Genomic DNA, 26,587 nt, shown 5'->3' on the forward strand with positions numbered 1-26,587 from the left:
CTCAGGCGTTAACGCCACTGGTCGATACGGACCCCTGATCATTAGCGTCGTCGTGTACGACCGCGCACCGCGGGCTCCTCGGCCTCCGCGAACGCGCCATGGACTCCTCGGCTTCCGTGAACGCGCCATGGACTCCTCGATCTACATGAACGCGCCGCGGATTCCTCGACCTACGTGAACGGAAAGCACCCATGTCCCCACCGCCGAACGGCCGCACCCCGTCCGAGTTCCGTACCCGGCCACGTTCCGGGTCCGCCGGAGAGCGTTCGTCCGGGCATGCGCGGCGACGTCCCACGGTGCGCGCGGAGGTCGTGGCGACACCATGACGAAGATCCTTCTTTCGCTGCACGTGCTGGTGGCCATCCTGGCCGTGGGACCGGTCGCGGTGGCCGCCAGCATGTTCCCGCCCGCCCTGCGCCGCGTGCACGCCGCTCCCGGGGACCCGGCCGCTCTCGCCTCCCTGCGGACCCTGCACCGGGTCTGCCGCGTCTACGCCGGGGTCGGCATCGCCGTCCCGGTCTTCGGCCTCGCCACCGCGAGCAGTCTCGGAGTGCTGGGCGACGCCTGGCTGATCACATCGATCATGCTGACCGCCGCGGCCGCCGCCGTCCTGGCCTTCGCGGTCCTGCCGCGCCAGGAACGGCTGCTCGCCGCCGCGAGCCCGGCGGACGACACCACGGCCCCACACACCGCCGCGGGCCCGGCCGGTGGGACCGCGGCCGACGGGACCTCAGCCGGTGGAAACGCGGAGACGCCCGCCGCCGCGAATCCGACCGGCGGCGCCCCGGACATGCTCACCGCCGCGGGCCCGGCCGGTGGGACCTCGGCCGCGCTCTCCGCCGGAGAACAGACCGGAGAGCAGACCGGAGAGCGGGCCGGAGCCCGGCTGGCCATGTACACCGGCGTCTTCAACCTCCTCTGGGCGGTCGTCACCGTCCTGATGATCGTCCGGCCCGGATCCACCACGGGAGTCTGACCTCGTGCCCCCACATCCGCTCCGGATCGCCGCGCGCGTCGAAGCCGTCACCCTCGTCGTCCTGCTGCTGAACGTGGCCACCGTCCACATCCAGCAGATCACGTCCCTGATGGGACCCCTGCACGGCTGCGCCTACATCTTCGTCGTCGCCGCCGTCCTCCGTCAGCCGGGGGCGGACGGCGTGGCGAAGGCACTCGCCCTCGTCCCCGGTGCGGGCGGTCTCCTGGCCCTGCGCAGGCTCGCCGGTGCCGGGAACGCACCCGCCGTGCCCGCCGGCGGTGCCGGGAACGCATCAGCCGCCGGTGTGAGGCCCGCCGACTGACGTGCTCCTCGTGCCCGGGGGAGTCGCCCGGGAGACGGTGGCACATCGAGGGACCCCGAGCGATCCTCGGGGCCCCTCTCCGCGTGAGGGTCCGGTTCCGGGCCAGGCGTGTGGATCTCCTGGGCGATCCCGTACGTCAGGACGCATCCGGAGTGTGTGAGCACCGGCTTCGGGAACCGGGGCAGCCGCATCTAATTTCATGTAAATCAAGTAGGAAATGTTGACTTCTCTCGTCGGGGATCGTAGGTTCGAGGCATGAGCCAAGGGCTTTATCTGAGGCGACGCCCGCACGTGGACTTCGGTCACGTCGCCAGCGCGCAGTGTCGTTGATCGCGGATCGCGGGCACCTGCCCACCCGGTGAGGGCGGGCGGCTGGAGTCTCGCCGCCTCCGAACCCTCACATTCGTCGCGTGGCCGATGGCGTCCACGCCCCCTCCCGTGAACCGTTCCCACCGGCATGCCTCATCCGCGGTAAGGCGTCGCGCGAGCATGCCCTTCCTCTCTGAGGACCACTTCCGTGATCAGAACCAGACATGCCCTCATCTCCACCGCGCTGTTGACGTCCCCCGTCGGCTGCGGTTCCGCGGCCGGGCCAGGTGGGGCGGAGGTGACCGAGCTGCGCCACCAGGGAAGCGCCGGCGCCGTCACCTTCCCCGAACCGGCCGAGCATCTCGGCTACCTCGCACCGCTCAAGCTCAAGTGGGTCGGCAACACCATCTCCGGCCCGCAGGACATCCAATCGGCCGCGACCGGCCAGACCGACTTCGGCGGCGCTTTCAATGGCGCGATCACCAAGCTCGTCGCGGCCGGTGCCCCGATCAAGGACGTGGTCGGCTACCACGGGCCGGCGCGTCCCGCCTCCCGTTACGCGCGGTGCGCGGCCGGCGAGCGGTTCGAAGCGGCGGTGGCGTCATGAGCGCCGTCGTGGCACTGGTCGGCAACCCGCGCGAGGGCTCCAGGACGCGGACCGCTGCCGTGGCGGCGGCCGAAGCGCTCGGGCGGCGGATCGGTCACGACGAGCCGCCCGAGATCGTGGACCTGGCGGCGCTCGGACCGCATCTGCTCACGTCGCGGCCCTCCTCCAGCGTGGAGGTGGCGCTGGAACTGGTCGCCGGAGCGAGTGTGCTCGTGGTGGCCAGCCCCACCTACAAGGCCACCTACACCGGACTGCTCAAGGCGTTCCTCGACCGGCTCCCCGGCGGTGCGCTGGCCGGAACCGTGGCGCTGCCGCTGCTGGTCATGGGCGACCCCCGGCACGCCCTGGCCGTCGAGATCCACCTGCGGCCCGTACTGGTCGAACTGGGCGCTCTCGTGCCCACACCCGGCCTGGCGCTGCTGGAAGCCGAGATCGCCGATCTCGATCCGCCCCTCGCACGCTGGGCCGGCAAGGTCGCGCCTCAGGTGGTCGCGGCACTCAGACAAGGAGCACGGACATGACGGAGACCCTGACGAAAGGCGCGGAGACCCTGACCGAGGGTACGGCGAAGAACACGGCGCAGATCCCGGCCGGGAACACGGCCGAGATCCTGTCCGGAACTTCGTCCGGAGCTCCGTCGGGAACACGACCCGGAACTTCGTCCGGAGCTCCGTCGGGAACACGGCCCGGGGCCCGGCTGGGCCGGTCCGTGGACCGTGAGGCGTTCCGGCGGGCCCTCGCCGTGCACGCCGCGGGCGTCGTCGTGATCACCGCGCAGCTCGAGGGGGTCCCCGTCGGGCTGACCGCCACCTCGTTCTCCTCGGTCAGCCTGGACCCGCCCCTGGTCTCCTTCTACGTGGACCGCTCCTCCACCACCTGGCCCCGGCTGCGCTCGGCCGACCACTTCGCGGTCAACATCCTGGCCAGTGACCAGGCGGAGCTGGCGTCGCGGTTCGCCCGCAAGGACGTCGACCGGTTCGCCGAACCCACCCGGTGGCGTCCCGGACCGCTCGGGGCGCCGCTGCTGCAGGACGTCTCGGCGCATCTGATCTGCCTGCCGCACCAGACGGTGGACGTGGGTGACCATATCCTCGTGGTGGGCCTGGTCGCCGAGACGGACGTGCACAGCGCCGGCCGTCCTCTCCTGTACCACCAGGGTCGCTTCGGCCGGTTCATCGCCCACCCCTGACCGGGTGTGCCGGCCGCCGGGTCGCGGGTCTCCGGCCGGCCGGCGCGCACCGCTCCGCAGGTGGTCATGCCGTGCGGGCGCCGCCGGGACGACGGAAAGCACCGGTCGGGTCAGGCGTGCCGGGTGCGTGGTCCGGCACGCCTTCCGCGGTCAGCTCCAGGTGGCGCGACTGAGCACGCTGGGCAGTGCCTTGGTGTTCCACATGTCAACCACCAGGATCTTCGAGGCGGGCAGGAACCATTCCCGCCAGGTGAAGTTGATCTTCTTCAAGCTGCCCTGGGCCTCGCAGAAGGCGGGCCAGGTGATGTGGTGCGCCTTGTGGCCGGGCCCGACCTGCCGCAGTCCTCTGAAGGAGGCCTTCCTGCTGAAATTCGTGGAAGTGCTGTTCCTGAAGGGGCATCCCGGCTGGGCGTATCCGGGAATGTAGGGAAACTCTCCGTCGTAATCCCACTGGGCGATGTTCTTGGGACCGATCAACCAGAACCCTCTGCAGGGTTCGACGACGGACGAGGGGTCGGTGCACGGGCTGCCGGTCACCACCTGGATCGTGTCCCCGAAATGGTGCGCTTTCCACGTGGGCGGGATCCGCAGGTTCATCCCTCGAAAGGAGAGGATCCTGGTGCCCGTCGTGGACGCGGCCTCCGAGTCCGACGAGATCCCGGCCACCGGCACCCCCGCGGCGGCCGAGGCGGTGGCGGGAGCGGTCAGGACGGCGGCGGACAACACGGCCGGCAGAAAAGATCGTTTTCGCACGTCCCGGAAGCTACCGGCCCTTACTTGAAGATCACTTGTGGTCGGTTGATCCGAACTTGGGCGGGCACCGGACAGCTGTGGTGCCGGTTGTGCCGGCCCTCACCGAGCGTCGGCATCGCCACCCACCACACGTTCGGCGAGCGGTCCCGCTGCGATCGGTGAGGGCATGCGGCTCCTCGTCCACGAGGGCATACGGCCCCTCATCCAAGGGCCGTGCCCCGATCCCCGGCGGTGGCGTCGAAGTGACGAATCCATCACTCAAAGCAGTCAATAGACTCCATACGGTAGCCATGAAGAGGTAATGTGCCCGGCACCCGGGCCGTCGCCGTGCCACGCGGCGATCCCCGTTCACCACGCTTCGTTCACCACGCTTCCCGACGGAAGGGGCCACGGCATGGGTGCTGTCGATCAGGCGACCACGGGCGGTTATCTGGAGAGATACGACGAGGCCCTGGCCCGCGACCCGATGTCCGCGTTCGGCCTCGTCCGGGAGTGGATGCGCACCGACTGGCGCGCTCTGTTCGCCGAGCTCCGCGAGCGGCGTCCCGTCTTCGTCACGCCCGCCTTCACGGTCGTGACCCGCTTCGCCGACGTCGTCGAGGTGCTCTCCCGCGAGGAGGTCTTCTCGGTCCGTGCCTTCGGTCCGCGCCTCGACGCCGCACTGGGTGCGCCGTTCATGCTGGGCCGGGACGCCACCCCGATGAACTGGCGCGACAGGGGGCTGATGCAGGTCATGCTGGACCCGCGCGACGCGGCCGGCGTGCGGGAGACGGCGGGACGCATCGCCGACGAGATGCTCGACGCCGCACGGCCGCACGGCCGCGTCGAAGCGGTCCACGCGCTGTTCCGCCCTGTCGCCCTGGGCGTGTGCGCGGAGTACTTCGGCTTCCCCGGCCCCGACCCGCAGACCCTGTCGCGCTGGACGCGGGCCGTCGTCACCGACGGGTTCGCCAACTTCCAGGGTGATCCGGAGGTTCGGGCCGCGTCGGTCCGCGCGGGTTCGGAGATGATGGGATACCTCCGCGGCCGGCTCGCCGAGTACCGGACCGCGCTGCGGGCGGGGCGGGACCTGCCCGACGACGTCTTCGGCCGCCTCGCCGGCACCGTCCTGCCCGCCGGGATCGGCGTGGACGACGAGCGCATCCTGGTCAACATGGCCGGTCTGCCCCTGGGGTTCGTGGAGAGCGCACCCGGGGCCATGGTCGAGGCGGTCGAGCAGCTCCTGCTGCGTCCCCGGGTGCTGGCCCAGGCAGTCGAGGCGGCCGCCGACCCCGAGCGCTTCGACCGTTACGTCTGGGAGGCGCTGCGGTTCAACCCGTTCTTCAAGCTGCTTCCCCGGATGTGCGAGCGCGACCACGTCCTCGCCGCGGGAACCCCGCGCGGCACGGTGATCCCCGCGGGCACGCTCGTGCTCGCCGCACCCGCCTCGGCCATGTTCGACGCGGACGTGGTGGCGGAGCCCGACGAGTTCCGCCTCGACCGGCCGGACCACCACCGGCTGTTCTTCGGTCACGGCCATCACGCCTGCCTCGGCGTGCACATCGCCAGGGTCGTCGTCTGCGAAGCAGTACGCCGCCTGCTGCTGCGTCCCGGCGTGCGCCTGCTCCCGCGACCGGAAGGACAGGTCGTCCGCGCCGGCGGGATCTTCCCCGACCGGTTCGTCCTCGGGCTCGACTCCGAGGGCCGGGAAGTCCTCGGGGCCGGCTCCGAGGGCCGGGAAGTTCCCGGGTCCGGCTCCGAGGGCCGGGAAGGATGACGATGGCGACGGGCAGAGTGAAGGCGCGGAGCATCGCCACCGACGGTGCCGTCAACCGGCTCAGATTCCTGGCTCTGACCGGCGGCCGGCCGTTCTGGGACCTCGCGCAGGCCATCCGGCCGGTGCGGCGCCGCCTCAACGCCTCGCTGATCGACCACGCGATCCGCGAGATGCCTCCGCGGCCGGAGCCGCTGAGCACGATGGCCGACTACACCTCATGGGCCTCGCTGACCGACCGCACCTACAGCGGCAGGCACATGCCCCCGGTCGCCCCGGCCACGTACGCCGAGGGGAGCCGGCCCACCCCCGAGCGCGCCGCCGACCTGTTCACCCGCGGCGAGAGCATGATCCCCTGTCCCCGTTCCACGGTGCTGTTCGCCTACTTCGCCCAGTGGTTCACCGACGGTTTCCTGCGCGGCGACACCGGTGTCCCACGAGACCCCCGCAAGAACAGCTCCAACCACCACATCGACCTGAACCAGGTCTACGGCCTCCGTGAGGAGGCGACAGCCGCGCTGCGCGCGTTCGACGGTGGGCTGCTCAAGAGCCAGTCCATCGACGGCGGGGAGTTCCCACCCCATCTGTGCGAAAACGGAAAGATCAAACCGGAGTTCGCCCCGCTGAGCGTCGTCCGTTTCGCCGAGCTCACCGACGCGCAACGCGACACCCTGTTCGCGACTGGCAGCGACCGGGGCAACATCCAGATCGGCTTCACCATGCTCACGGTGCTGTTCCTGCGCGAGCACAACAGGGTGGCCCGCCTGCTCGCCCGGCACCACCCGCGCTGGGACGACGAGCGGCTGTTCCAGACGACGCGCAACATCCTCATCGTGCTGCTGATCAAGCTGGTGGTCGAGGAGTACATCAACCACATCACCCCCTACCACTTCCGCTTCACCCTCGACCCGCGGCTGCCGGCGATGCTGGCCCGCGCGCCGTGGCACCGGGAGAACTGGGCGTCGGTGGAGTTCAACCTCGTCTACCGCTGGCACAGCCTGATCCCCTCCCGTCTGTCGGTGGGCGGGCGGGACCTGCCGATGGCGCAGACCCTGATCGGCGGTGTGCTGATCCCCGGCCCCGGCCTCGGCCGGCTCTTCGAGGACGCCTCCCGCCAGCGCGCCGGCCGCATCGGCCTGTTCAACACCGACCCCCTCCTGCGGGAGGTCGACGTGGCCGGCATCACCGACTCGCGCACCCTCGGCCTGGCCTCCTACAACGACTACCGCGAGCACTGCCGTTTTCCCCGGGTGCGCGCCTTCGAGCAGGTCACCGGCGACGAGCGGGTCAGCGGCGCGCTGCGCGAGCTCTACCGCGGCGTCGACGACCTCGACCTGTACGTCGGCCTGTTCGCCGAGGAACCCGGAGCCCCCGGCGCGATACTGCCGCCGCTCCTGACGAAGATCATCGCCATCGACGCCTTCTCCCAGGCGCTGACCAACCCGCTGCTGGCCCCGCGGGTGTTCAACGCCGCGACCTTCTCTCCGCACGGCATGCGGATCATCGCGACCACGCGGACGCTCTCGGACGTGCTGCACCGCAACACCCCGGAGGATCCGCGTCACCGTTTCGTCAGCATGACCCGGCGGGCGGAGCCGTGAGCGGGCAGAACGACCCGGCGGGCGGAGCCGTGAGCGGACAGAACGACCCGGCGGGTGGAACTGTGAGCGGGCAGAACGACCCGGCGGGCGGAGCCGTGAGCGGGACGGCCGGATCCGCCGCCGGGCCGCTGCGCGCCGCGGCCCGTGAGCTGGCCGACATCGGGGTCGCCATCCAGGAGGCGGCGGCCCACGCCACGGCCGCGCTCACCGACGGCGCCCTGCTCCGTGCCCTGCCGCACGCCCCCGTGGCTGGTCACCCGGCCTACCGCGCGCTCCTCCGCGCGGTCACGAACCGGGAGGGCCTCGGATACGCGCTCGTCGGCGGCAGGTTGGGCACCCTGGCGGCCAAGCTCGGCGCCATGGCGGGCGCGGAGAGTCTGGCCGTACGCGTGCTGGCCGTCTCGCTGCGGCTGCGGATCGCCGCCGTGGCCGTCGACCACCCCGAGCTGACCGGCGACCCCATGCTCGGCCGGCTCATCGCGGCGGCCGCCGCCGACCGTGACCTGGAGGCCGTCCGCGCGCTGCGAGCCCTGCTCAAGGACCGTGGCGCGGTGCGCGCGCTCAGCCAGCTCGCCCCGATCTTCGGTGAGGTCCTCGCCCTGCGGGCCCTGCTGGACGAGAACCCGCTCAACGACGCCGCGGCCTGGCTGATCGCGACGGGGAAGGGCTACGCCACCGCCGACCCGGTCACCGGCATCAGCAACCGGGCCGTCGCCGCCCTCGACACGGGGGAGGGAGCCGCGCACCGGGTCGACCTGGTCGCCGCCGAGTCCGCTCGGCTGAGCCTGCGGGGGTCGCTGCTCGGCTTCCTGCGCAACATCAGCGTGGTCGGCACGACGGGGCGGATCCTCATCCAGAGCGTCGAGGGCCCCGACGGGGTGGTGCGCCACGTCGTCCAGGCGCCCGGCATGCGGGCGGGACGGCCCGACGGCGACTCACCCCAGGACCTGCTCGGCGCCTTCAGCAGCGCCGTGCTGGCGAGCAGCCCCTACAGCCGCGCGCTGGCCAGGGCGATCGACGACTACGGCCTGCCGCCGGGCGCCGAGCTGGCTCTCGTCGGGCACAGCGCGGGCGGCGCGGCCGTGATGAACCTGGCGCAGGACCCGCGGTTCTGCGACCGCCACACCGTCACCCACGTCGTCGCCGTCGGCTCGCCCGTCGACTTCAAGAGACCCGCCGACCCACGCACCTGGGTCGCCGGCGTCACCAACCAGCACGACATCATCCCCACGCTCGACGGGCAGGGCGCCGGGAACTGCTTCGACCTGCACCCCGGCTGGTACGTGGTCGACTACCACGACCCCACCCACCTGTTCCCGCTCTGCCACGGCGTCGAGCACTACATCGCCAACCTCGCCGACGACCTGGTCGAGGCCCGCGAACGGATCGACGAGCGGCTCACACCGTACCGGGGCCCGGTCGTGCGCTCGCAGGCGTACCTGCTGTTCGACCGCGCACCCGGCCCGGAGGGCTTCCCCTTCCTCACGGTGCCCACCTACCCGGTGGACGGCCCGGGGGGAACGATCGAACTGCCGGTCAGGTGCCAGGACGGCAGCGCCATCACGGCCTACTTCGCCGCGGATCCGGTCGCGGCGGCCGGCCTGCTGGAGGAGACCGGGTCCGGCCCCGCCGTGCGGATCGCGGGGCGTGCCCTCGTCGCCGTGCACGCTTCCTGGAACCGGCGTACCAGTGTGGGCGGCTACCGCGAGATACACGTCGGCGTCGTCGTGCCCGACCCGTGGCGGCCGCGGTCCCCGCGCGTCTGGGCCGACCTGCCGCGCGGCGCCGACCGGCGGCGCTCGGGCACTCTCCTGGCCGGGTCCGTCGTCGACACCGCCGCCGTCTCGGCCCTGGCGCCGCTGCTGTGGGGCCGTGAGGCGTATCCGGCGCCCATGGAGTTCGGGCTCACCGCCGGGGCCGCGCGCGTCGCCGTCGGCCCTCCGGACGACCGGCTCCTCGTGCTACGCGGGTTCCTCGGCCCCGGGCTGCCGGTGAGCGACCGCGACCTGGTCGGCTACGCGCGGGGACCGGCGGGCACCATGCTGCGCTCGTGCGTACGGACCCGCGGTCTGGGCCGGTTGCATCCCGCACCACGGGTACGGCTGGCCGTCGAGCCGCGGTCGGCCCACCCGCTGGCCCGCCTGCTCCGCGAGCTAGGTCTCGACGGCGCCCGCCCGCTGCTGTGCCTGTCGGCCGTCACCCGCCGAGCACTCCAGGGCGCCGCCGTCGCGGTGCCGCCCACCTGACCGGAGGATCGATGCCGCCAGAGCTCCCACCCCCCTGACTGGAGGATTGATGTCGCCAGAGCTCCCGGCGATCGCCGCCCACGCCGCGGTCCTGCGGTCCGACGCCCGCGTGCTCGCCGAATGCGCCGAACGCCTGCGTGAGATCGGGGCCGGCCTGGAGGCCGCCGGCGTCGCGCCGCAGTGGCTGCGCGAGTCGGTGAACACCCACCTCACCGCCTGCGTGACGGCCGCCGCCGATCTCGACGCGGCCGCCGCGCACCTGAGCCACTACGCCGGACGCACGTGCCGCCGAGACATCTGAGCCGTCACACCGGACGGGTACGCCCTCCGGGGGGTGTGTACGCCTGAGACACCTGAGCCGTCACACCGGAAGGGAACGTCCCCGAGGGTGCGTACGCCCGAGGCGGCTGAGTCACCACGCCGGGCGGACGCACCCCTGAGACACCCAATCCACCTCGTGCACCTGCGAGTCTCATGCACCTGCAAGAGGAAACGTACGCGGGAAGCTCCGGGGACCTGAGACGCCTGAGCCGCTCAGGCAGCCTCGTGCACGGCACGCGCCGCGCCGAGCCCCGACTCCAGCGCACCCTCGATCCACGCGTGCCACAGTGAGCAGTGCTCGCCGGCGAAGTGCACGCGGCCCTCCGGCGCGACGATCGCGTCATGCAGGTTGCTCTGCTGGTGCGGCTCGAACAGGGCGAAGGCACCGGCCGCGTAGGGGTCGTTGTACCAGGCGTGCGTGACGCCGAACTCGAAGTGGTCGTGGATCTGCGGGTGGATCTTGGCCACGTCCTCGAGCGCCTGGTCGACCCGCTTCTGCGGGGACATCGCACCCCACCGCAGCGCGTCCTGACCCCAGGTGTAGCTGGCCAGCAGGATCGAACGCTCCTCGTCGGGGGCGGGGTGCGAGGGGTAGCAGATGCGCCGGATCGGCAGGTCGGTGACCGTGGTGCCGCCGACGATGCCGTCGGTCTGCTCCCAGAACGCCCGTCGCACCTGGAAGAGGATCTTGGTGGAGGCGTTGTAGTTCAGCTCGCGGATGGCGCGCTGCTTGCGCCGGGAGAAGGCGGGCCTGGTCTCGATGTCGCGCAGCACCGAGAACGGGATCGTGCAGATGGCGTAGTCACCGGTGATCGTCGTCCTGCCCGAGCCCGTCCGGAGGTGCAGGGTGACCGAGTGGTCGTCCTGCTCGATGGCGGTGACCTCGTGGCCGAACCAGATGTGGTTCTTGAGCTCCCGGTAGAAGGCGGTCGGCAACCGGTCGGTGCCGCCCTCGATCTCCTGCATGTCCTCGAACGCCCGCCCGACGATCTCGCGGAACTGCTCGATGACCGCCGCGTTGAGGTTGGCCTCCCGGAAGCTCATGACACCGTAGAGCTCGATGGCACCCTCGGAGAAGCCGCGCTCGCGCAGGAAACTGCGGATGGAGTAGCGGTCGTACTCGGCGCAGATGCGGTCGAGCGCGTTCTCGCCCTCCTGCTCGTACAGGTCGTGGATCTCCTGCGTGGCGGTGCGCCACAGGTCCTCGTAGGTGCGGCCGCGCTCGTGCCGGGCCAGGTCGAAGTCGACGATCCCGGGGTCACCGTTCAGCTCGCCCATCGTGGTCCTGACGCCCTGGATGTACGCCAGGGTGTCGGGGTTGCCCATGACGAACGGGCGTAGGGTCAGCCCGAACCGCTCGCAGTAGGCCAGCGTGAGGTCGTGCACGCGCGGAATCCGCATCGCGCCCGCTTCGGCGTACAGGCCCGGCGCGAAGTCGCGCAGGGTCAGCACGCGTCCGCCGACCCGCTGCTGGGCCTCCAGGACGACGGGCTCGTGCCCCTGACGCATCAGCTCGTAGGCGGCGACCAGGCCGGCCATCCCGCCTCCGATGATCAGCACGCGCTTGCGCGGCCGGCCGCCGTGGCCCAGTCCGCGCTCGGCCGTCGCGACCAGGTCCGCGGGCACCCTGAGGTCGTGGCTCGGCCGGGGTGCTCCCGTGGCCGCCAGCTCCTCGGGCATGGCCGAACCGAGTGTCGCCGGCATCGACTGTCTCTCGTTCAGAACGTCACACTCCTTCGCCGTCACCTAAAGCATTCGTATGTTTACTTTAAGTAAGCAGTTTTGCCAAGAGGGAGACGGTCGGTGTCCGGTAGGAGGCCGCCGCCCGGCATGGAGCCGCATGGCCACCATGTCTCGGGACGCGCGGGCCGGAGAGACACGGACCGGACTACTCGACGATGCCCGCCCGGAACGCGGCGATGGCCAGCTGCACGCGGTTGGTGACGGACAGCTTGTCGAACAGGCGTGTGACGTGGCTTTTCACGGTCGCCTCGCTCATGTGCAGACGGGCGGCGATGTCGGCGTTGGCATGACCGAGGCCGATCTCGACCAGCACCTGGCGTTCCCGCTCGGTCAGGACCCGGAGCCGGTCGAGGGCGTGACGGCGGCGTGTGCGGTCTTCGGCGGTGAGACGGTCGATGAGCTGCCGGGTGGCGCCGGGCGAAAGCATCGAGTCGCCCGCCGCGGCGAGTCGTACGGCATGCAGCAGGTCCCGCGGCGGAGTGTCCTTGAGCAGGAACCCCGTCGCACCGGCTTCCAACGCCCGGAAGACGACGTCGTCGGCGTCGAACGTGGTCAGGACGATCACCGCCGGCGGACGCGGGCGCGCACGGATCGCCGCGGTGGCGGCCAGCCCGTCGAGGCCGGGCATGCGGATGTCCATGAGCACCACGTCCGGCCGGTCGCGGGCGACCGCGTCGATCGCGGCCCTCCCGTCGGCGGCGTCGCCGACGACGGCCAGGTCGTCGGCCGTTTCGAGGATCATGCGCAATCCGACGCGCACGAGGGCCTCGTCGTCCACGAGCAGAACCGAGATCACGACGTGTGCTCCGCCGGTGTCCCGCCGGCCGTGGCCCGTTCACCGGCACCGTGGCCGAGCCAGGGGACGACGGCGCGCAACCGCCAGCCGCCGCCCTCCGAGGGAGAGAGCGGACCGCTGCTCAGGGCCCCGCCGACCAGCCGGACCCGTTCGGCCAGTCCGACCAGCCCGGAGCCCGACCCGGGCAGATCCGCCGGTGCGCCGCTCCCCGGCGCGTTGTCCACGGTGACGGTCACGGCGTCGCCGGCATCGCGGTCGACCGCGACGGTGACCGGCGCGTCCGGCGCGTGCTTGCGGGCGTTGGTCAGCCCTTCCTGGATGACGCGGTAGACGACGCGGGCCATGGCCGGTGGCAACGAGCCGGCGTGGTCGCGCAGCTCGACGCGCTGCCCGGCTCGGCCCGCGGCCCGGACCAGCGACGCCGGATCGGTGAACGGCTCGCCCCCGTCCGGAGACGCGCCGAGGTCCGGCACGCCCGGCTCGGCCCGCAGCACGCCGAGCACGTAGCGCAGCTCCTGCAGCGCCTCACGGGCGGTGACGCGGATCAACGCCGCCCCCTGCTCGACACGGGCGGAGCCGCCGCTCGCGGCGAGTTCCAACGCGCCGGCGTGCAGGGTGATGAGCGACACCTTGTGGGCCAGTACGTCATGCATCTCCCGCGCGATCCGGGTGCGTTCGGCGGAGCGGGCCCGCTCGTCGCGGAGCCGTTGCCCGGCCTCGGCGCTCTCGGCCCGCTCGCGCAGGGACGCGGCCAGCGCCCGCCGGGTGGCCGTGTGCAGCCCCAGGACCGTGACCGCCGCCGCCGCGACGGCCGCCGAGACCGCGTCGTCCGCCGTCAACCGGCCCACGTCGATCCACGACCATCCGGCGAAGCCCGCCCATCCGGCGACCGCGAGCGCCCACACCTGCCGGCGCGGGGCATACGAGGCGCCCGAGTACAGACCGACGAGCAGCGGGCCCGGGTTGCCCGACAAGGCGTACGCCGCCGCTCCGGCCACGGCCGCCGGTTGCGGCAGCCGCCTGCGCCACATCTGCGTCAGGCTGCCCGCCGTGCCCGCCATGACGATCACCGGCCGGGGCAGCACCGACCAGTGTGCCTTCGCTGCGAGAGCGGTGAGGACCAGGCACCCCAGCACCAGGGCCGCGTCCGCGACCCGCTGGTCGGCGAGGCGAGCCCGCAGGCGACTCATCACCTTCATGCCCGCAGCCTAGAAGCGGGACGGCGCCGCGCCCATCCGCCTTTCGTCGCCGAGACAGGCCGTCCGGCTCCGACTTTCGTCGAGCCCGATCTCGCCCGTGGGGCGATGCGGGCCGTGTCCCCGCACCGCGACGCTTGACGGCGTCCCCGCACCGCGGTGCCCGGCCGCGCCTCCGCACCGCGGTGCCTGACCGTGTCCCCATACCGGGGGCCTGACCGTGTCCCCGCCCGAGCAGCACCGACAGGAGCCGTCCGTGCCCAGCCCTCTGTCCCGCATCAGCGGTGCCATCCATGTGACCCGTATGACCCGTATGACCCGTGGAGCCGTCGTGGGTGTCCTCGCGGCCTGCGTCGCCCTGCCCGTCATCGACCCGGCGGCGAACCCGGCCTGGTCCGCCCCCGTTGCCTGTCCCGCCCCCACCACGGAGGCGCTGGCAGGCTTCTTCGACGGCGCGGTGCCGGACCGGCTCACCCGTGACCGGGTGCCCGGCGCGGTGGTGTCGGTGGTCGCGGACGGCAGAACGGCGTTCACCGGCGGCTACGGCCTGGCCGACACCCGGCGGGGCGTCGCGTTCGACCCCGCCCGATCGCTGGTCCGGATCGGCTCGATCACCAAACTGTTCACCTGGACGGCCGTGATGCAGCAGGTCGAAGCCGGCCGCCTGGACCTGGACGCCGACGTGAACCGCTACCTGAAGACGTTCAAGGTCCCGCCCGCCTATCCGGAGCCGGTGACCCTGCGGCACCTGATGAACCACACCGCAGGTTTCGAGGATCGGGTGATCGGCATCGGAGCGCGTACCGCCGCGGACGTGCCGCCGCTCGGCGACCACCTCGCGCGCCACATGCCGGCCCGGATACGACCACCGGGGGAGGTCTCCGCCTACTCCAACCACGGTGCCGCACTCGCCGGCCACATCGTCAGCCAGGTCACCGGCGAACCCTACGACGTCTACGTCCGGCGTCACCTGCTCGCACCGCTCGGCATGACACGCAGCACCGCCACCGAGCCGGTGCCCGCGCCGCTCGCGGCCGACCTCGCCCGCAGCTACGACTCCGACACCGCCCCTCCGCAGGCCGTCCCCTTCACCTTCGACACGATGCCCCCCGACGGGTCGATCAGCGCCACGGCCGGCGACATGGCCCGCTTCATGATCACTCACCTGAACGGCGGGCGGTCCGGCGACGACGCCATCCTCAGCCCGGCGACCGTGACACGGATGCACCGCCGCTCCTTCGCCGCCGACCCCCGCCTGGGCGGGTACGCGCACGGGTTCATGGACCGCACCGTGGGCGGCCGCCGCGTCCTGATGCACGACGGCAGCTGGGAGGGCTTCCGGAGCGTCCTGCTCATGGTGCCCGAGTGCGACCTCGGGATGTTCCTGTCGCTCAACGGCACCGGCGGCATCCGGGCGGCGAGCGAACTGACGCGCGCGTTCCTCGACCGGTTCGCCCCACCCCGGGCGGCACCCGGCCCCGTACCGGCGCCGGCGTCCGCGGCGGCCGGGACCACCCCCCGGGCGGGCTTCTACACCCCGGCACGGCACAACGAGTCGACGATCGAGAAGATCCTGGTCCTGCTCGAACCGGCCCGGCTGACGGTGGGCGGCGACGGCACCGTCAGGTTCAAGGGCGAGGACTGGGCACCCCGGGGCGACGGCCTGTACGCCCGGGCGGGTGACACGGACCGCCTGGTGTTCCTCGAAGGCGGGGACGGGCAGCACTACGCGGCGACCGACGGCCCCGCCTACCGGTTGATGACCGTCACGGAAGGCCCCCTGCTCAACCTGTCGGTCCTGGCCGCCTTCGCCGTCGTCGCGCTCAGCACGCTCGCCGTACCCCTGGCGGCGGCGCGGCGCCGCGTGCTCCGCCGGCCCGCCGCCGCCGCGGCCACCTGGCGGGCGGCACGCGCGTTGGCCTGCGGGGCCACCGCGGTGGGACTCGGCTTCCTGGTACTGCTGGCGGCCCTGCTCCTCGGCGACACCGGGGACTTCCTCTACGGTGTGCCATCGGGCATGCGGGTCCTGCTCGCCGGGCCCCTCGTGATGCTCGCGACGACGGCCGCGGCGGCGGTGTGCACCGTCAGGGGCTGGCGGGACCCGGGCGCCGGCCGGGCCGCGCGTGTCCACCAGGTGGTCGTGTTCGCCGGCCTGATGGCGCTGACCTGGTTCCTGTGGCAGTGGAACCTCATCGGCTGGCGGTTCTGACCACCGGGAGATGCCCCCGTGACGCGGGTGGCGGGTGATCCGGGCAGAACCTGATGGGGCCGGTCAGGGCCGGCGTGGCGAGCATCACGGTCACACACGATCATCATCCGCGACCCGCCGAGGCCACGCCGTTCCCCTCTCCACGCCACCGGAGAAATCCGGAGTACGCTCCCTGTCGCCTGGAGAATCCCCGTGTCAAGACAGGGGGAAGTGCCCGTGACGTCACAGTGGAGGCGGCGGAAAAGAATCAGCCTTTGAAATCCTGTCCAGGAACGTCGGTCATCCTGTCCGGACATCCTCGCATGGTATGAGGGATTTTTGATGAAAAATGTGTTCGATCGCGTCAGGAAAGCTCCGGGTGTGGTCATGTCCGCCAAGGAATATCGTGCTGATTTCGTCACCGAATTCGAGGCGAAGACTGGAGTCGTCTGGAAGCTGGAGCGCGCGCAGCACTTCGACGAGAGGGGTCTGCCGAGCTGGGAGGCGTTCGCCCGTGGCGACTGGGATCGTTCCCTCGCCCTGATGGAGGACATGCGTCAGGAATTCGCCGCCGACCACCCGGAACGCATCGAATTCCGCCGGATACGCGTGGTCGAGGAACCGATATCGCCCTATGTTCACTGGGAGCTCGCCGTTCTCAGGGTCCGCGCGCAGGAGGGTGAGCGCGGCAGGGTCGTTCCGGCGTCGGCCGTGACCGACTTCGAGACCGGTCATCCCGTGCCGGAACTCGTGGCGTTCGGCCCGTCGCTCATGTATGAGGTGCTCTACGATCGCGAGGGCGTCCATACCGGCGGGCGTCGCATCACCGAGCCGGACGTGATCGAGCCCTGCCTTCCCGTATTCGCGTCGCTGTACGAGCGGGCTGAAGATCTCGTGGAGTACTTCGATCGCGTCGTCACGCCGCTGCCCCCTCCCCGGCTCGTGCCTTGAGCGCAGTCGGGTTCCACGCTTTCGGAACTCGCCGGGACGGGAACGGGTGAATCATCGGTCGGCTCGGTCTCGTGGCCGCGGTCGAAATGATGTGGGCCACCGCGTGGTGGCGCCGCCACGGTCACCGCGTCCATGATCTTCTCCCGGGCGGATCGCGTCCTGCGACTCGCCGTCGTCGACACGCGCAGTGAGAGCGACGTGCGCGTTTCGGTGGACGTGTGGAGCGTCGAGTACCAAGCGGGTCACCCTCGCGAGTCCATGCCGTATGGCCCGACCCGGTCCCCGTGGCGGAGGGGGCCACGAGGGCCTCGATCAGGCGCCGACGTAGGCCGCCAAGTGCTCACCGGTGAGGGTGGAGCGGGCGGCGACGAGATCGGCGGGCGTGCCCTCGAAGACGATCCGGCCGCCGTCGTGGCCGGCACCGGGGCCGAGGTCGATGATCCAGTCGGCGTGCGCCATGACCGCCTGGTGGTGCTCGACGACGATGACCGACGTACCGGAGTCGACGAGCCGGTCGAGCAGGCCGAGCAACTGTTCGACGTCGGCGAGGTGCAGGCCGGCGGTCGGCTCGTCGAGGACGTAGACGCCGCCCTTCCCGGCCATGTGGACGGCCAGCTTGAGCCGCTGCCGCTCGCCGCCGGACAGCGTGGTGAGCGGCTGGCCGAGGCTGAGGTAGCCGAGCCCGACGTCGGCGAGCCGGGTCAGGATCGCGTGCGCGGCGGGGATCCGCGCCTCACCGGCGCCGAAGAACTCCCCGGCCTCGGTCACCGACATCGCGAGCACCTCGCTGATGTCACGACCGCCGAGGCGATGGTCCAGCACCGACGCCTGGAACCGCTTCCCCTCGCACTCCTCGCAGGTGGTGGCGACACCGGCCATCATCGCCAGGTCGGTGTAGACGACGCCGGCGCCGTTGCAGTCGGGGCAGGCCCCCTCGGAGTTGGAGCTGAACAGCCCCGGCTTCACGCCGTTGGCCTTCGCGAACGCCTTGCGGATCGGGTCGAGCAACCCGGTGTAGGTCGCCGGGTTGCTCCGTCGCGAGCCGCGGATGGGCGCCTGGTCGACCGACACGACCCCCGCGGAGGCGGGGATGGAGCCGTGCACGAGAGAGCTCTTCCCGGAGCCGGCGACGCCCGTGACGACACAGAGCACGCCGAGCGGGATGTCGACGTCGACGTTCCGGAGGTTGTGGCGGGTGGCGCCGCGGATCTCCAGAGTGCCCTTGGGGACGCGGACCGTTTCCTTGAGGGTGGCCCGGTCGTCGAGGTGGCGGCCGGTGACGGTGCCGGAGGCCCGCAGGCCCTCGACGGTCCCCTCGTAGCAGACGGTGCCGCCCGCCGTACCGGCGCCGGGACCGAGGTCGACGACGTGGTCGGCGATCGCGATCATCTCCGGCTTGTGCTCGACGACGAGCACCGTGTTCCCCTTGTCCCGCAGCCGCAGCAGCAGCTCGTTCATCCGCTGGATGTCATGGGGGTGCAGGCCGACGGTGGGCTCGTCGAAGACGTAGGTGGTGTCGGTGAGCGGGGAGCCGAGGTGACGGATCATCTTGGTGCGCTGCGCCTCGCCGCCCGACAGCGTGCCCGCCGGCCGGTCGAGTGAGAGGTAGCCCAGCCCGATCTCCACGAACGAGTCGAGGGTGCGCAGCAGCGTGGCGAGCAGCGGCGCCACCGACGGCTCGTCGAGACCGCGGACCCATCCGGCCAGTTCGCTGATCTGCATCGCGCAGGCGTCGGCGATGTTGACGCCCTTGATCCGTGAGGAACGGGCCTCCTCACTGAGCCGGGTGCCGTCGCATCCGGGGCAGGTGGTGAAGGTGACCGCCCGGTCCACGAAGGCCCGGATGTGCGGCTGCATCGCCTCCCGGTCCTTGGAGAGGAACGACTTCTGGATCTTCGGGATGAGCCCCTCGTAGGTGAGGTTGACGCCGTCGACCTTCACCTTGACCGGCTCCCCGTAGAGGAAGTCGCGGAGCTCCTTCTCGGTGTAGTCGCGGATGGGCTTGTCCGGGTCGACGAAGCCCGACTCGGCGTAGACCCGCACCGTCCAGAAGCTGTCCGACTTCCAGCCGGGGATGGTGAACGCACCCTCGGCGAGCGACTTGGAGTCGTCGTAGAGCTGGGAGAGGTCGATGTCGGAGACCGTGCCCCGGCCCTCGCAGCGCGTGCACATGCCGCCGACGCGGGTGAAGGTCGCCCTCTCGGTCTTGCGGGCACCGCGTTCGACCGTGATCGCACCGCTCGCCCGGACCGTGGGGACGTTGAAGGAGAACGCCTGGGGCGAACCGATGTGCGGCTGCCCGAGCCGGCTGAAGAGGATGCGCAGCATCGCGTTGGCGTCGGTGGCGGTGCCGACCGTGGAGCGGGGGTCGGCACCCATCCGCTGCTGGTCGACGATGATCGCGGTCGTCAGCCCTTCGAGGACGTCGACCTCCGGCCGCGCCGGCGTCGGCATGAAGCCCTGCACGAAGGCGCTGTAGGTCTCATTGATCAGCCGCTGCGACTCCGCGGCGATCGTGCCGAACACCAGCGAGCTCTTGCCCGAGCCGGAGACGCCGGTGAACACCGTCAGCCGGCGTTTCGGGATCTCGACGCTGACGTCCCTGAGGTTGTTCACACGCGCACCGTGCACGCGGATCAGGTCGTGGCTTTCGGCGGCGTACGGCACGGGGGACTGCGTGTCCGTCCTCGTGGCCTTGCTCATCGGGTCTCCATCTGTGGGGCGGGGCAGCCTTCGCGGTCTCCGCCGGTGTCACCCCGGCGCGGGCTGTCCGTCGTACGCGGGTTCCTTCACGGTGCCGCCGGTGCGGCTGATGGCGGCGATCACGGTGCCGTTCGGGCAGGTCGTGGTTGCGGTCACGGTGCCGCCGGTGCAGTTGATGGCGGCGGTCACGGTGCCGCCGGTGCGGCTCGTGGCCGCGTCACCGGACGGTTCAGCGAAGCTCCTGGATCCGGATCAGGTCGCCCGCGGGATCACGGAAGGCCAGGAAGGCGTCCGGGTCGTCGTGCGGGAGGAAGATCGTGTGGGGATGGCGAGGTCCATAGCCATCAGGCTAGGTGCGGCTCGGCGACCGGCGCTTCTCGATTCCTGATCGGTCTGGTCACCTGCTTCGCCACGCACGACGGCATCCCCTCCGTCGCACGCGCCGCCTGACGCCGGTAGGCGCTGGGCGACATGCCGACCAGCTCGGTGAAGCGGGTGCTGAAGGTGCCCAGCGACGAGCAGCCGACCGCGAAGCAGACCTCGGTGACGCTGAGGTCGCCGCGGCGCAGCAGCGCCATCGCGCGCTCGATGCGCCGCGTCATCAGATAGGCGTACGGCGACTCGCCGTAGGCCAGCCGGAACCGGCGGCTGAGGTGCCCGGCCGACATGTGCGCGCCGCGGGCGAGCGCCTCGACGTCCAGCGGCTGCGCGTACTCCCGGTCGATCCGGTCACGGACACGGCGCAGCCGCGCGAGGTCGCTCAGGTGCTGCGCCGAGGCGGGTCTGCTGGTCACATGCCAGATCGTACGTCGCGCCGGAGCTCCCGGCGCCGCCGGCGTACCGGACCCTGCGGAAGATCGGCATCCATACGCTGGGTTTTGACACGGTACAGCGGTGCACCACGTACGCGGCCGTGCAGGGGCAAGGGGCAAGGGGCGAAGGCGCCGGTCGGGCACCCGCTGGGCGGTCAGCTCTCGACGGTCATGCGCTGGGTGCCGATGACCTTCAGCAACTGCAGGGACCGGTAGGCGGGGGATTCGGGGTCGGCGGTGAAGATGACCACCTGCTGCTCCTGGTCGGGCACGGTGAGGACGTCGAAGTCCAGCTCGATCACTCCGACCTGTGAATGCCGCACGGTCTGCCGCAGGTGACGGTCGATGCGGAACTGGTGGGATTCCCACAGGCGGGCGAAGTCCTCGCTGCCGGCCACCAGTTCCGCCACCAGGTTCTTCAGTTCCGAGCTGTCGGGGTAACGGGTGGCCGCCATGCGCAGGTAGCTGACCGCCGTGACGGCGAATCGATCGGAGGCGCCCATGCCGTAGTGCCGCAACTCCGGGTCCGGGTGCAGGAAGTAGCGCCGGATGAGGTTGCGCTCCTGGCCGGGAGCCAGGGCGGAGAAGTCCTCCAGCAGGGCCGCGGCCAGCGGATTCCAGGCCAGGACGCGGCAGGTGGGATCGACGACGATCGCGGCGGTGTCGGTCAGCCGGTCGATCAGGTTCAGCGTGCTCGGCTGCACCTCGCGTACCGGTCCGGCCGCCTCGTTCTCCTCCCTCTCTCCGGCGAGCTGGAACAGGCGGGCACGCTCCTGGTCGGTGAGGCGCAGCGCGCGGGTGATGCCGCCGAGGACGCGCCGTGACGGGTGCCGGCCGCGTGCCTGCTCCAGTCGCGTGTAGTGGTCGACCGAGATGTAGGCGAGCTGGGCGACCTCCTCGCGCCGCAGGCCCGGGGTGCGCCGGCGGTGCCCCTGGGGCAGGCCCACGTCCGCCGGACTGACCTGTGCCCGCTTGTTGCGCAGGAAATCCGCCAAGGCTCGTCTGTCCATATGCCCCACGCTATGTCCCGCGCGGGACCTCAGCCATGGACTCCCGGTCCCTGGCTGCGCGGGACCGGTCCGGGCGACAGTGAGGTCGCCGGACGGTGGGCACCCGGGCCGGTCCCGGAGACGTCCGCCCGTCCGTCGGACAACTCACTGCGGAAAGGCAGCGTGAAGCATGCGTATCTTCATCACCGGAGCGAGCGGCTATGTCGGTGGCGTCGTCACCGAGCACCTGGTCCGGGCCGGCCACGAGGTGGTCGCCCTGGCCCGGTCGGACCGGGCCCGCGAACGGGTCGAGGCGCTGGGCGCCAAGGCGGTGCCCGGCGGGTTGCGGGACCTGGACGTCCTGCGCGCGGGAGCCGCCGACGTCGACGCCGTCGTGCACACCGCGGTGGACTACTTCGACGCCGGCATGGGGGACATCGAGCGTGACGCTCTGCACTCGATGCTGGACGGGCTGAAGGAGGGGGCTGCGTTCCTCTACACCAGCACCGCTCTGGTCTACCCGGACACCCAGGGCGTCACGGTGGACGAGGAGCACCCGGTCGACCCGCACGGTCCGCAGCCCTTCAAGATCCTCGGTGAACGGCAGGTCTTGGGCGCCGGTCACGTCGCGGGCACGGTGATCCGGGCGGGGCTCGTCTACGGCCGGGCCGGGTCGGGGCTGTTGCAGGGCCTGCTGGCCTCCGCCCGGCAGCAGGGCATGGTCGCCTACATCGGCGAGGGAACCAACGAGTGGTCGTCGGTCCACGTCGACGACCTCGCCGCGCTGTACACGGCCGTGCTGGCGCGTCGTTCGCCTAGGACGGTCGTGAACGCCGCCGGGGCCGAGCGGACCCCCATGCGCGGGATCGTCGAGGCCGTCGCCGCGGCGGCCGGAGCTCGTGCCGTGTCCGTCACCCCCGAGCAGGCGGCCGAGACGATGGGACCGGTCGCCGCCCTGCTCACCCGTTCGTCGCCGCTGGACTCCGCCAAGGCACGGCGGCTGTTCGGCTGGAACCCCACGTCGCCGAACCTGCTCGACGAGCTGACCTCCGGTTCCTACGTCCAGGCCTCCACCTGAACCGGGCTCGGGCCGGCCCGAGCCGCCGGGACGCTGGTTTTCGCCGCCGGCCGAGCGATCCTGGCCGCCCTGGCACGGTTCCTGTCGCCCAGGCTGCGGGCTCACCGGCTGGTGACGCCTGGCACCCTGCCGGCCTGGCACCGCGGCTTGGGAGGAACCCGGAACCGGCGGTCTCCCTTCGATCTTCCCGAAGATCAACATGACCCCTATGGATTCCAAGAAGCCCCGGAAAAGCAAGAACCCCCTGGTCAAGGAGGCCGCTAGTAGGGCGCCTGGGAATCGAACCCAGAACCTACGGATTAAAAGCCGACGGGTTCACTGCCGTCCGATGCCGTGACCTGTCATCTCGTACCATTCTGTCCGCCAGCGTCCCCGCCGGTCTGTCGGATGATGCCACCGCGTGCCGGGCCGTACCGCGACAGACGAGCGACCACCGAGCAAACATGGGCCCTTGACCATCGCCTACCTGCAGGGATGGTTCAGGCGACCTTGACGGTGTGGTCGCCGAAGTCGGCCACCACGTCCAGCGTGCCGCCCAGAGCGGTGACGTAGGAACGCAGGGCGTCCAGGCCGCCGATCTGGCCGTGCTCGATCTGGGACACGCGCGCCTGGGAGACGCCCATGCGTTCGGCCAGGAGCTTCTGGGAGATGCCCAGGCGTTTGCGCATCTCGGCGAGCTGGGTGCCGCGCAGTTCCGCCCGGAGCTGCTCACGGCTGGCCTCTCGGGCGGCGACGCGCTCGGGGGAGTCCCACTCGGGGTCGATCTCACGGATCTTGGACTTGGTGTCGGACCACTTCACGAACTCGCTCATCAGCGCTCCTCCTTCTCCTGCTCGACGCGGTATGCGGCGTAGCGTTCCTCCGCCAAGGGGATCGCCGTGCGGTACCACCGGTTCCATTCCCCTGCTTTGTCGCCGGCGACCAGCACGATGGCCTCCCGGGTGGGATCGAAGACGAACAGTAGGCGGATCTCCGCGCCGCCCGGCACCCGGGGCCGCAGTTCCTTGAGGTTGTGCAGGACGCGGGAGTGGTGGATCCGGTCGACCAGCGGACGGCCGAGCTTCGGACCCTGCAGGGCGAGCTCGTCCAGCGCTTCCTCGATCTTCTCCGCGGTGGCCGGGTCGTTCTTGCAGACGTCGAGGAATCAGGCGTTCACTTCGGTGTGCAGTGTGATCTCCCAGGCCATACAGCCAATATAACGGATCCTTATATAGTTTCAGTGCTGTTGCGGGAACTTTCATGGAGGCGAGGCCCTGTCCGTGGCCGCCGGACGGCCTGCCCGCCAGCGCGACGGTCTGACCGTCGACGACTCCCCAATGTCAGGAGGTCATCCCGGCTCCATGCTCGGCGTGTGTGCTCGGTCATGAGCGGGCCAGATCTGCCCTCGGCCTGGTCGGGTATGCCGACCGCTGCACCGGTCATCGGCCGCACCGGTCCTACCGACCGCATGCTGATCCACGGCGAACGGCACCTGCGTTCGGTGCTGGCCGAGTACGCCGATCACTACAACGGCCACCGGCCGCACCAGTCCCGCGCGCAGCGGCCACCCGATCACGATGAGCAGGCCGCCATACCGCTGGAAGGCCGGATCGAACGCTGGAAGGTGCTCAGCGGGCTGATCAACGAATACCACCGAGCCGCATAGCGGCTCCAGAGAACTCCCAGTTCAAGAGCTATGCGATGAGTGTTGAAGCAGTACAGGTCTTCGGTCTTGGCCTTCCGGTGATCGTCTCCGGGCCTGACCTGAAGAAGCGACCCTGAACGATCTTCCGTGTGCCCGGCCCGTGCTCGCGAGCAAACATCGGCGGCCTGCTCAACGTGAAGACCCCGCCTGGCCCGAGAAAGCGCAGGTCAGACGGGGTATGAGTGGTAGGGCGCCTGGGACTCGAACCCAGAACCTACGGATTAAAAGTCCGCAGCTCTAACCATTGAGCTAACGCCCCGCAGGTGACAGCGTACCGAGGATAGTGTCCACCGGCGTCCGCCGCCATATCCATCGATGGTCATCTGTTCGCGGAACGGCGAATGGAGGGGGCGGACGGCTCATAGAGTGGCAGGCATGACGAGCTCGGGGCTTGAGTCCGCACATGCTCTCCAGGTGTCCGTCCACGGTTCTCAGCCGCCCGCGCGGGAGCCGGGGGAGTCCGCCGGAGGAGGATACGTCGTGGTCGACGTGGAGACCACGGGCTTCTCCCCGTCGAGGGGGCACCGGATCTGTGAGATCGCTCTCGTCTCGCTGGACGCCCGCGGTGAGACCGTCGACGAGTGGCACTCGTTGGTCAACCCCCGGCGCGGTACCGGAGCGGTGGAGGTCCACGGCATCACCGACGCGATGGTCCGGGACGCCCCGGTGATCGAGGAGGTGCTGGACGAGGTGTGGCAGCGGGTCGCCGGACGGGTCCTGGTGGCGCACAACGCCCCCTTCGACCTGCGGTTCCTGCGTGATCTCCCGGGCAGCCACTGGGTGACCGAGACCTTGTGCACCCGGCGGCTCGCCTCGGACTTCGTCCCCGGCGAGAAGGTGACCCTGGCCGCCTGCTGCGAGCGGGCGGGCATCCCGCTCGTCGATGCCCACGCCGCGCTGGAGGACGCCCGGGCCACCGCCGAGCTGTTCCGTTTCTACCTGAGGGCGGGTGCCTGTTGGGACGACGAGCTCCGCAGGGCGGCCCAGGCCCCCGAGTGGCGTCCCTCGGGGCTGCCGCAGCGGCCCGCCCACCGACGGCGGTAGAGGAGCCCGCTGGGCCGCCGGAGCGTTGGGAGGCCTGCCGGGCCGGGGGAAGGTCGGGAGCCCGCCGGGCCGCGGGAGCGCCGGGGAAACCGCCGGGCCACGGCGACACGGGAGAAATCAGCGGGCCGCCGCGGTCCCGTCGTCAGCGGTAGGCGGCGATGCCGGTCAGGGCCTCGCCCAGCACCAGCGTGTGGATCTCCTGCGTCCCCTCGTACGTCAGGACGCTCTCCAGGTTGTTCATGTGCCGGATCACCGGGTACTCCAGCGTGATGCCGTTGCCGCCCAGGACGGACCGCGCCTGGCGGGCGATGTCGAGGGCAGCGCGGACGTTGGCGAGCTTGCCGAAGCTGACCTGGCGCGGGGTGAGGGTGCCGGCGTCCTTCAACCGGCCCAGGTGGAGCGCGGTGAGCTGGGACTGCCCCAGGGCGACGTACATCCAGGCGAGCTTCTCCTGGGTCAGCTGGAACGCGCCGATGGGCCTGCCGAACTGGACGCGGGTCTTGGCGTAGTCGACGGCCGACTCCAGGCAGGCGCGGGCGGCGCCCACGACGCCCCACAGGATGCCGAAGCGGGCCTCCGTGAGGCACGACAGGGGGCCCTTCAGGCCACGCACCCCGGGCAGCACGGCCGAGGCGGGCAGGCGGACGTCATCGAAGTACAGGGAGGAGGTCACCGAGGCGCGCAGGGACATCTTCTTGTGGATCTCCGGGGCGGAGAAACCCGGGGTGTCGGTGGGGACCACGAAGCCGCGGATGCCCTCCTCGGTCTGTGCCCAGACCACGGCGACGTCGGCGATCGAGCCGTTGGTGATCCACATTTTGGCGCCGTTGAGGATCCAGTCGCCCGACGGGTCCTGCTTGGCGTGGGTGCGCATGCCCGCCGGGTCGGAGCCGTGGTCGGGTTCGGTCAGGCCGAAGCAGCCGATCGCCTCGCCCGCGGCCATCCGGGGCAGCCACTCCTGCTTCTGCTCGGTGGAGCCGTACTTCCAGATGGGGAACATCGCCAGCGACCCCTGCACGGACACGAACGACCGCAGCCCGGAGTCTCCCGCCTCCAGTTCCCGGCAGGCGACGCCGTACGAGACGGCGTCCAGGCCCGCGCAGTCGTACCCGTCCAGGTGCATGCCCAGCACGCCGAGCGAGCCGAGCGCCGGGCCGAGCTCGCGGGCGGGGAAGACCGCCTCCTCGAACCAGTCGCCGACGTGGGGGAGGACCCGGTCGGAGACGAAGCCCCGGACGGTGTCACGGATGAGGCGCTGCTCCTCGGAGAGCGTGTCGTCGATGCGCAGGAGGTCGTCCATGGGTGTTCCTCTCTCGTCGGCCCTGT

24 protein-coding genes, 2 tRNA genes and 1 pseudogene are annotated in these 26,587 nt (G+C 71.1%); 15 read left to right on the forward strand and 12 right to left on the reverse strand.

What is annotated here, in order from left to right; genetic code table 11:
* Positions 1–322: 322 nt before the first annotated feature.
* The 5 genes from F4562_RS18575 (at position 323) to F4562_RS18595 (ending at position 3,403) form a co-directional block, all read left to right on the forward strand.
* Positions 323–976 carry a protease gene (locus tag F4562_RS18575; protein WP_184543013.1) on the forward strand — a complete coding sequence of 218 codons (654 nt, stop codon included), beginning with the start codon at positions 323–325 and terminating at the stop codon, positions 974–976.
* 4 nt (positions 977–980) lie between these two features.
* Positions 981–1,298, forward strand: a complete 318-nt coding sequence (locus tag F4562_RS18580) for a DUF3817 domain-containing protein (protein WP_184543011.1) — start codon at positions 981–983, stop codon at positions 1,296–1,298.
* Between the two features lie 517 nt (positions 1,299–1,815).
* Entirely contained in the window at positions 1,816–2,214 is a 399-nt protein-coding gene (locus F4562_RS18585; RefSeq protein ID WP_221207261.1) for a type 2 periplasmic-binding domain-containing protein, read from the forward strand.
* Complete coding sequence (locus F4562_RS18590; RefSeq protein WP_184543009.1) at positions 2,211–2,735, forward strand: NADPH-dependent FMN reductase; 525 nt, start codon at positions 2,211–2,213, stop codon at positions 2,733–2,735. Before F4562_RS18585 ends, F4562_RS18590 begins: the two co-directional genes overlap by 4 nt.
* Positions 2,736–2,923: 188 nt before the next feature.
* Positions 2,924–3,403, forward strand: a complete 480-nt coding sequence (locus tag F4562_RS18595) for a flavin reductase family protein (protein WP_311734054.1) — start codon at positions 2,924–2,926, stop codon at positions 3,401–3,403.
* Between the two features lie 150 nt (positions 3,404–3,553).
* Here the strand turns inward: F4562_RS18595 and F4562_RS18600 are convergent, their stop codons facing one another.
* The gene (locus F4562_RS18600; RefSeq protein WP_184543007.1) at positions 3,554–4,156 is read right to left on the reverse strand and encodes a hypothetical protein; all 603 of its coding nucleotides are present in this window, start codon (positions 4,154–4,156) and stop codon (positions 3,554–3,556) included.
* 394 nt (positions 4,157–4,550) lie between these two features.
* Here F4562_RS18600 and F4562_RS18605 point away from each other — a divergent pair, with 394 nt between their 5' ends.
* The 4 genes from F4562_RS18605 (at position 4,551) to F4562_RS18620 (ending at position 10,057) form a co-directional block, all read left to right on the forward strand.
* Positions 4,551–5,912: a cytochrome P450 gene (locus F4562_RS18605; RefSeq protein WP_184543005.1), complete on the forward strand. Its 1,362-nt coding sequence runs from the start codon at positions 4,551–4,553 to the stop codon at positions 5,910–5,912.
* 2 nt (positions 5,913–5,914) lie between these two features.
* Entirely contained in the window at positions 5,915–7,510 is a 1,596-nt protein-coding gene (locus tag F4562_RS18610) for a peroxidase family protein (protein ID WP_184543003.1), read from the forward strand.
* 62 nt (positions 7,511–7,572) lie between these two features.
* Entirely contained in the window at positions 7,573–9,756 is a 2,184-nt protein-coding gene (locus tag F4562_RS18615) for an alpha/beta hydrolase family protein (RefSeq protein WP_184543001.1), read from the forward strand.
* Positions 9,757–9,805: 49 nt separating this feature from the next.
* A complete protein-coding gene (locus F4562_RS18620; RefSeq protein ID WP_184542999.1) occupies positions 9,806–10,057 on the forward strand; it encodes a hypothetical protein in 252 nt (83 codons plus the stop codon).
* A 233-nt stretch (positions 10,058–10,290) separates the two neighbouring features.
* On the opposite strand, the gene F4562_RS18625 is transcribed toward F4562_RS18620, so the two are convergent.
* The 3 genes from F4562_RS18625 to F4562_RS18635 form a co-directional block, all read right to left on the reverse strand.
* Positions 10,291–11,781 (reverse strand): flavin monoamine oxidase family protein, encoded by a 1,491-nt coding sequence (locus F4562_RS18625; protein WP_246473472.1) that lies wholly within the window; start codon positions 11,779–11,781, stop codon positions 10,291–10,293.
* Positions 11,782–11,965: 184 nt separating this feature from the next.
* A complete protein-coding gene (locus F4562_RS18630) occupies positions 11,966–12,616 on the reverse strand; it encodes a response regulator (RefSeq protein ID WP_184542997.1) in 651 nt (216 codons plus the stop codon).
* Positions 12,613–13,815: a sensor histidine kinase gene (locus tag F4562_RS18635; protein ID WP_184542995.1), complete on the reverse strand. Its 1,203-nt coding sequence runs from the start codon at positions 13,813–13,815 to the stop codon at positions 12,613–12,615. The genes F4562_RS18630 and F4562_RS18635 overlap by 4 nt, the downstream gene beginning before the upstream one ends.
* A 328-nt stretch (positions 13,816–14,143) precedes the next feature.
* Here F4562_RS18635 and F4562_RS18640 point away from each other — a divergent pair, with 328 nt between their 5' ends.
* Both F4562_RS18640 and F4562_RS18645 read left to right on the forward strand, forming a co-directional pair.
* Positions 14,144–16,021, forward strand: coding sequence for a serine hydrolase domain-containing protein (locus tag F4562_RS18640; protein ID WP_184542993.1), 1,878 nt, complete (start codon positions 14,144–14,146; stop codon positions 16,019–16,021).
* A gap of 321 nt (positions 16,022–16,342) precedes the next feature.
* Positions 16,343–16,951, forward strand: a complete 609-nt coding sequence (locus F4562_RS18645; RefSeq protein ID WP_184542991.1) for a DUF6879 family protein — start codon at positions 16,343–16,345, stop codon at positions 16,949–16,951.
* 312 nt (positions 16,952–17,263) lie between these two features.
* Here F4562_RS18645 and F4562_RS18650 read toward each other — a convergent pair whose 3' ends face one another.
* A complete protein-coding gene (locus F4562_RS18650) occupies positions 17,264–19,654 on the reverse strand; it encodes an ATP-binding cassette domain-containing protein (protein WP_184542989.1) in 2,391 nt (796 codons plus the stop codon).
* Positions 19,655–19,754: 100 nt separating this feature from the next.
* Between F4562_RS18650 and F4562_RS18655 the strand changes: the two genes are divergently transcribed.
* Entirely contained in the window at positions 19,755–20,042 is a 288-nt protein-coding gene (locus F4562_RS18655) for a hypothetical protein (RefSeq protein WP_184542987.1), read from the forward strand.
* Here the strand turns inward: F4562_RS18655 and F4562_RS18660 are convergent.
* Positions 19,999–20,448, reverse strand: a complete 450-nt coding sequence (locus F4562_RS18660; RefSeq protein ID WP_184542985.1) for a helix-turn-helix transcriptional regulator — start codon at positions 20,446–20,448, stop codon at positions 19,999–20,001. The genes F4562_RS18655 and F4562_RS18660 overlap by 44 nt on opposite strands.
* 173 nt (positions 20,449–20,621) lie before the next feature.
* On the reverse strand, positions 20,622–21,476 hold the full coding sequence (locus F4562_RS18665; protein WP_184542983.1) for a helix-turn-helix transcriptional regulator: 855 nt from the start codon (positions 21,474–21,476) through the stop codon (positions 20,622–20,624).
* 169 nt (positions 21,477–21,645) lie between these two features.
* Between F4562_RS18665 and F4562_RS18670 the strand changes: the two genes are divergently transcribed.
* Positions 21,646–22,533 (forward strand): NAD-dependent epimerase/dehydratase family protein, encoded by an 888-nt coding sequence (locus tag F4562_RS18670; RefSeq protein ID WP_184542981.1) that lies wholly within the window; start codon positions 21,646–21,648, stop codon positions 22,531–22,533.
* A 264-nt stretch (positions 22,534–22,797) separates the two neighbouring features.
* Here F4562_RS18670 and F4562_RS18675 read toward each other — a convergent pair.
* The 3 genes and pseudogenes from F4562_RS18675 to F4562_RS18685 all read right to left on the reverse strand — a co-directional run.
* Positions 22,798–22,906 (reverse strand) — tRNA-OTHER (locus tag F4562_RS18675).
* 106 nt (positions 22,907–23,012) lie between these two features.
* Complete coding sequence (locus F4562_RS18680; RefSeq protein ID WP_184542979.1) at positions 23,013–23,345, reverse strand: helix-turn-helix domain-containing protein; 333 nt, start codon at positions 23,343–23,345, stop codon at positions 23,013–23,015.
* Positions 23,345–23,644: pseudogene (locus F4562_RS18685) on the reverse strand (type II toxin-antitoxin system RelE/ParE family toxin); the annotation flags it as partial. The pseudogene F4562_RS18685 and the gene F4562_RS18680, both read right to left, overlap by 1 nt.
* A gap of 252 nt (positions 23,645–23,896) precedes the next feature.
* Here F4562_RS18685 and F4562_RS18690 point away from each other — a divergent pair.
* Positions 23,897–24,178, forward strand: a complete 282-nt coding sequence (locus F4562_RS18690; protein WP_184542977.1) for an integrase core domain-containing protein — start codon at positions 23,897–23,899, stop codon at positions 24,176–24,178.
* A 222-nt stretch (positions 24,179–24,400) separates the two neighbouring features.
* On the opposite strand, the gene F4562_RS18695 is transcribed toward F4562_RS18690, so the two are convergent.
* A tRNA-Lys gene (locus F4562_RS18695) sits at positions 24,401–24,476 on the reverse strand.
* 116 nt (positions 24,477–24,592) lie between these two features.
* Between F4562_RS18695 and F4562_RS18700 the strand changes: the two genes are divergently transcribed.
* Entirely contained in the window at positions 24,593–25,261 is a 669-nt protein-coding gene (locus F4562_RS18700) for a 3'-5' exonuclease (protein ID WP_184542975.1), read from the forward strand.
* Between the two features lie 142 nt (positions 25,262–25,403).
* On the opposite strand, the gene F4562_RS18705 is transcribed toward F4562_RS18700, so the two are convergent.
* Positions 25,404–26,561 (reverse strand): acyl-CoA dehydrogenase family protein, encoded by a 1,158-nt coding sequence (locus F4562_RS18705; protein WP_184542973.1) that lies wholly within the window; start codon positions 26,559–26,561, stop codon positions 25,404–25,406.
* Positions 26,562–26,587 lie beyond the last annotated feature (26 nt).

The organism is Streptosporangium becharense (genome assembly GCF_014204985.1).
Classification (GTDB): domain Bacteria; phylum Actinomycetota; class Actinomycetes; order Streptosporangiales; family Streptosporangiaceae; genus Streptosporangium; species Streptosporangium becharense.

Bases quoted from the DNA above. Each gene is read 5' to 3' on its own strand.
- F4562_RS18700 (WP_184542975.1), top strand. From the start codon at position 24,593: ATGACGAGCTCGGGGCTTGAGTCCGCACATGCTCTCCAGGTGTCCGTC.
- F4562_RS18645 (WP_184542991.1), top strand. From the start codon at position 16,343: ATGAAAAATGTGTTCGATCGCGTCAGGAAAGCTCCGGGTGTGGTCATG.
- F4562_RS18670 (WP_184542981.1), top strand. From the start codon at position 21,646: ATGCGTATCTTCATCACCGGAGCGAGCGGCTATGTCGGTGGCGTCGTC.
- F4562_RS18690 (WP_184542977.1), top strand. From the start codon at position 23,897: ATGAGCGGGCCAGATCTGCCCTCGGCCTGGTCGGGTATGCCGACCGCT.
- F4562_RS18590 (WP_184543009.1), top strand. From the start codon at position 2,211: ATGAGCGCCGTCGTGGCACTGGTCGGCAACCCGCGCGAGGGCTCCAGG.
- F4562_RS18605 (WP_184543005.1), top strand. From the start codon at position 4,551: ATGGGTGCTGTCGATCAGGCGACCACGGGCGGTTATCTGGAGAGATAC.
- F4562_RS18705 (WP_184542973.1), bottom strand. From the start codon at position 26,561: ATGGACGACCTCCTGCGCATCGACGACACGCTCTCCGAGGAGCAGCGC.
- F4562_RS18635 (WP_184542995.1), bottom strand. From the start codon at position 13,815: ATGAAGGTGATGAGTCGCCTGCGGGCTCGCCTCGCCGACCAGCGGGTC.
- F4562_RS18620 (WP_184542999.1), top strand. From the start codon at position 9,806: ATGTCGCCAGAGCTCCCGGCGATCGCCGCCCACGCCGCGGTCCTGCGG.
- F4562_RS18575 (WP_184543013.1), top strand. From the start codon at position 323: ATGACGAAGATCCTTCTTTCGCTGCACGTGCTGGTGGCCATCCTGGCC.
- F4562_RS18650 (WP_184542989.1), bottom strand. From the start codon at position 19,654: ATGAGCAAGGCCACGAGGACGGACACGCAGTCCCCCGTGCCGTACGCC.
- F4562_RS18625 (WP_246473472.1), bottom strand. From the start codon at position 11,781: ATGCCGGCGACACTCGGTTCGGCCATGCCCGAGGAGCTGGCGGCCACG.
- F4562_RS18680 (WP_184542979.1), bottom strand. From the start codon at position 23,345: ATGAGCGAGTTCGTGAAGTGGTCCGACACCAAGTCCAAGATCCGTGAG.
- F4562_RS18665 (WP_184542983.1), bottom strand. From the start codon at position 21,476: ATGGACAGACGAGCCTTGGCGGATTTCCTGCGCAACAAGCGGGCACAG.
- F4562_RS18610 (WP_184543003.1), top strand. From the start codon at position 5,915: ATGGCGACGGGCAGAGTGAAGGCGCGGAGCATCGCCACCGACGGTGCC.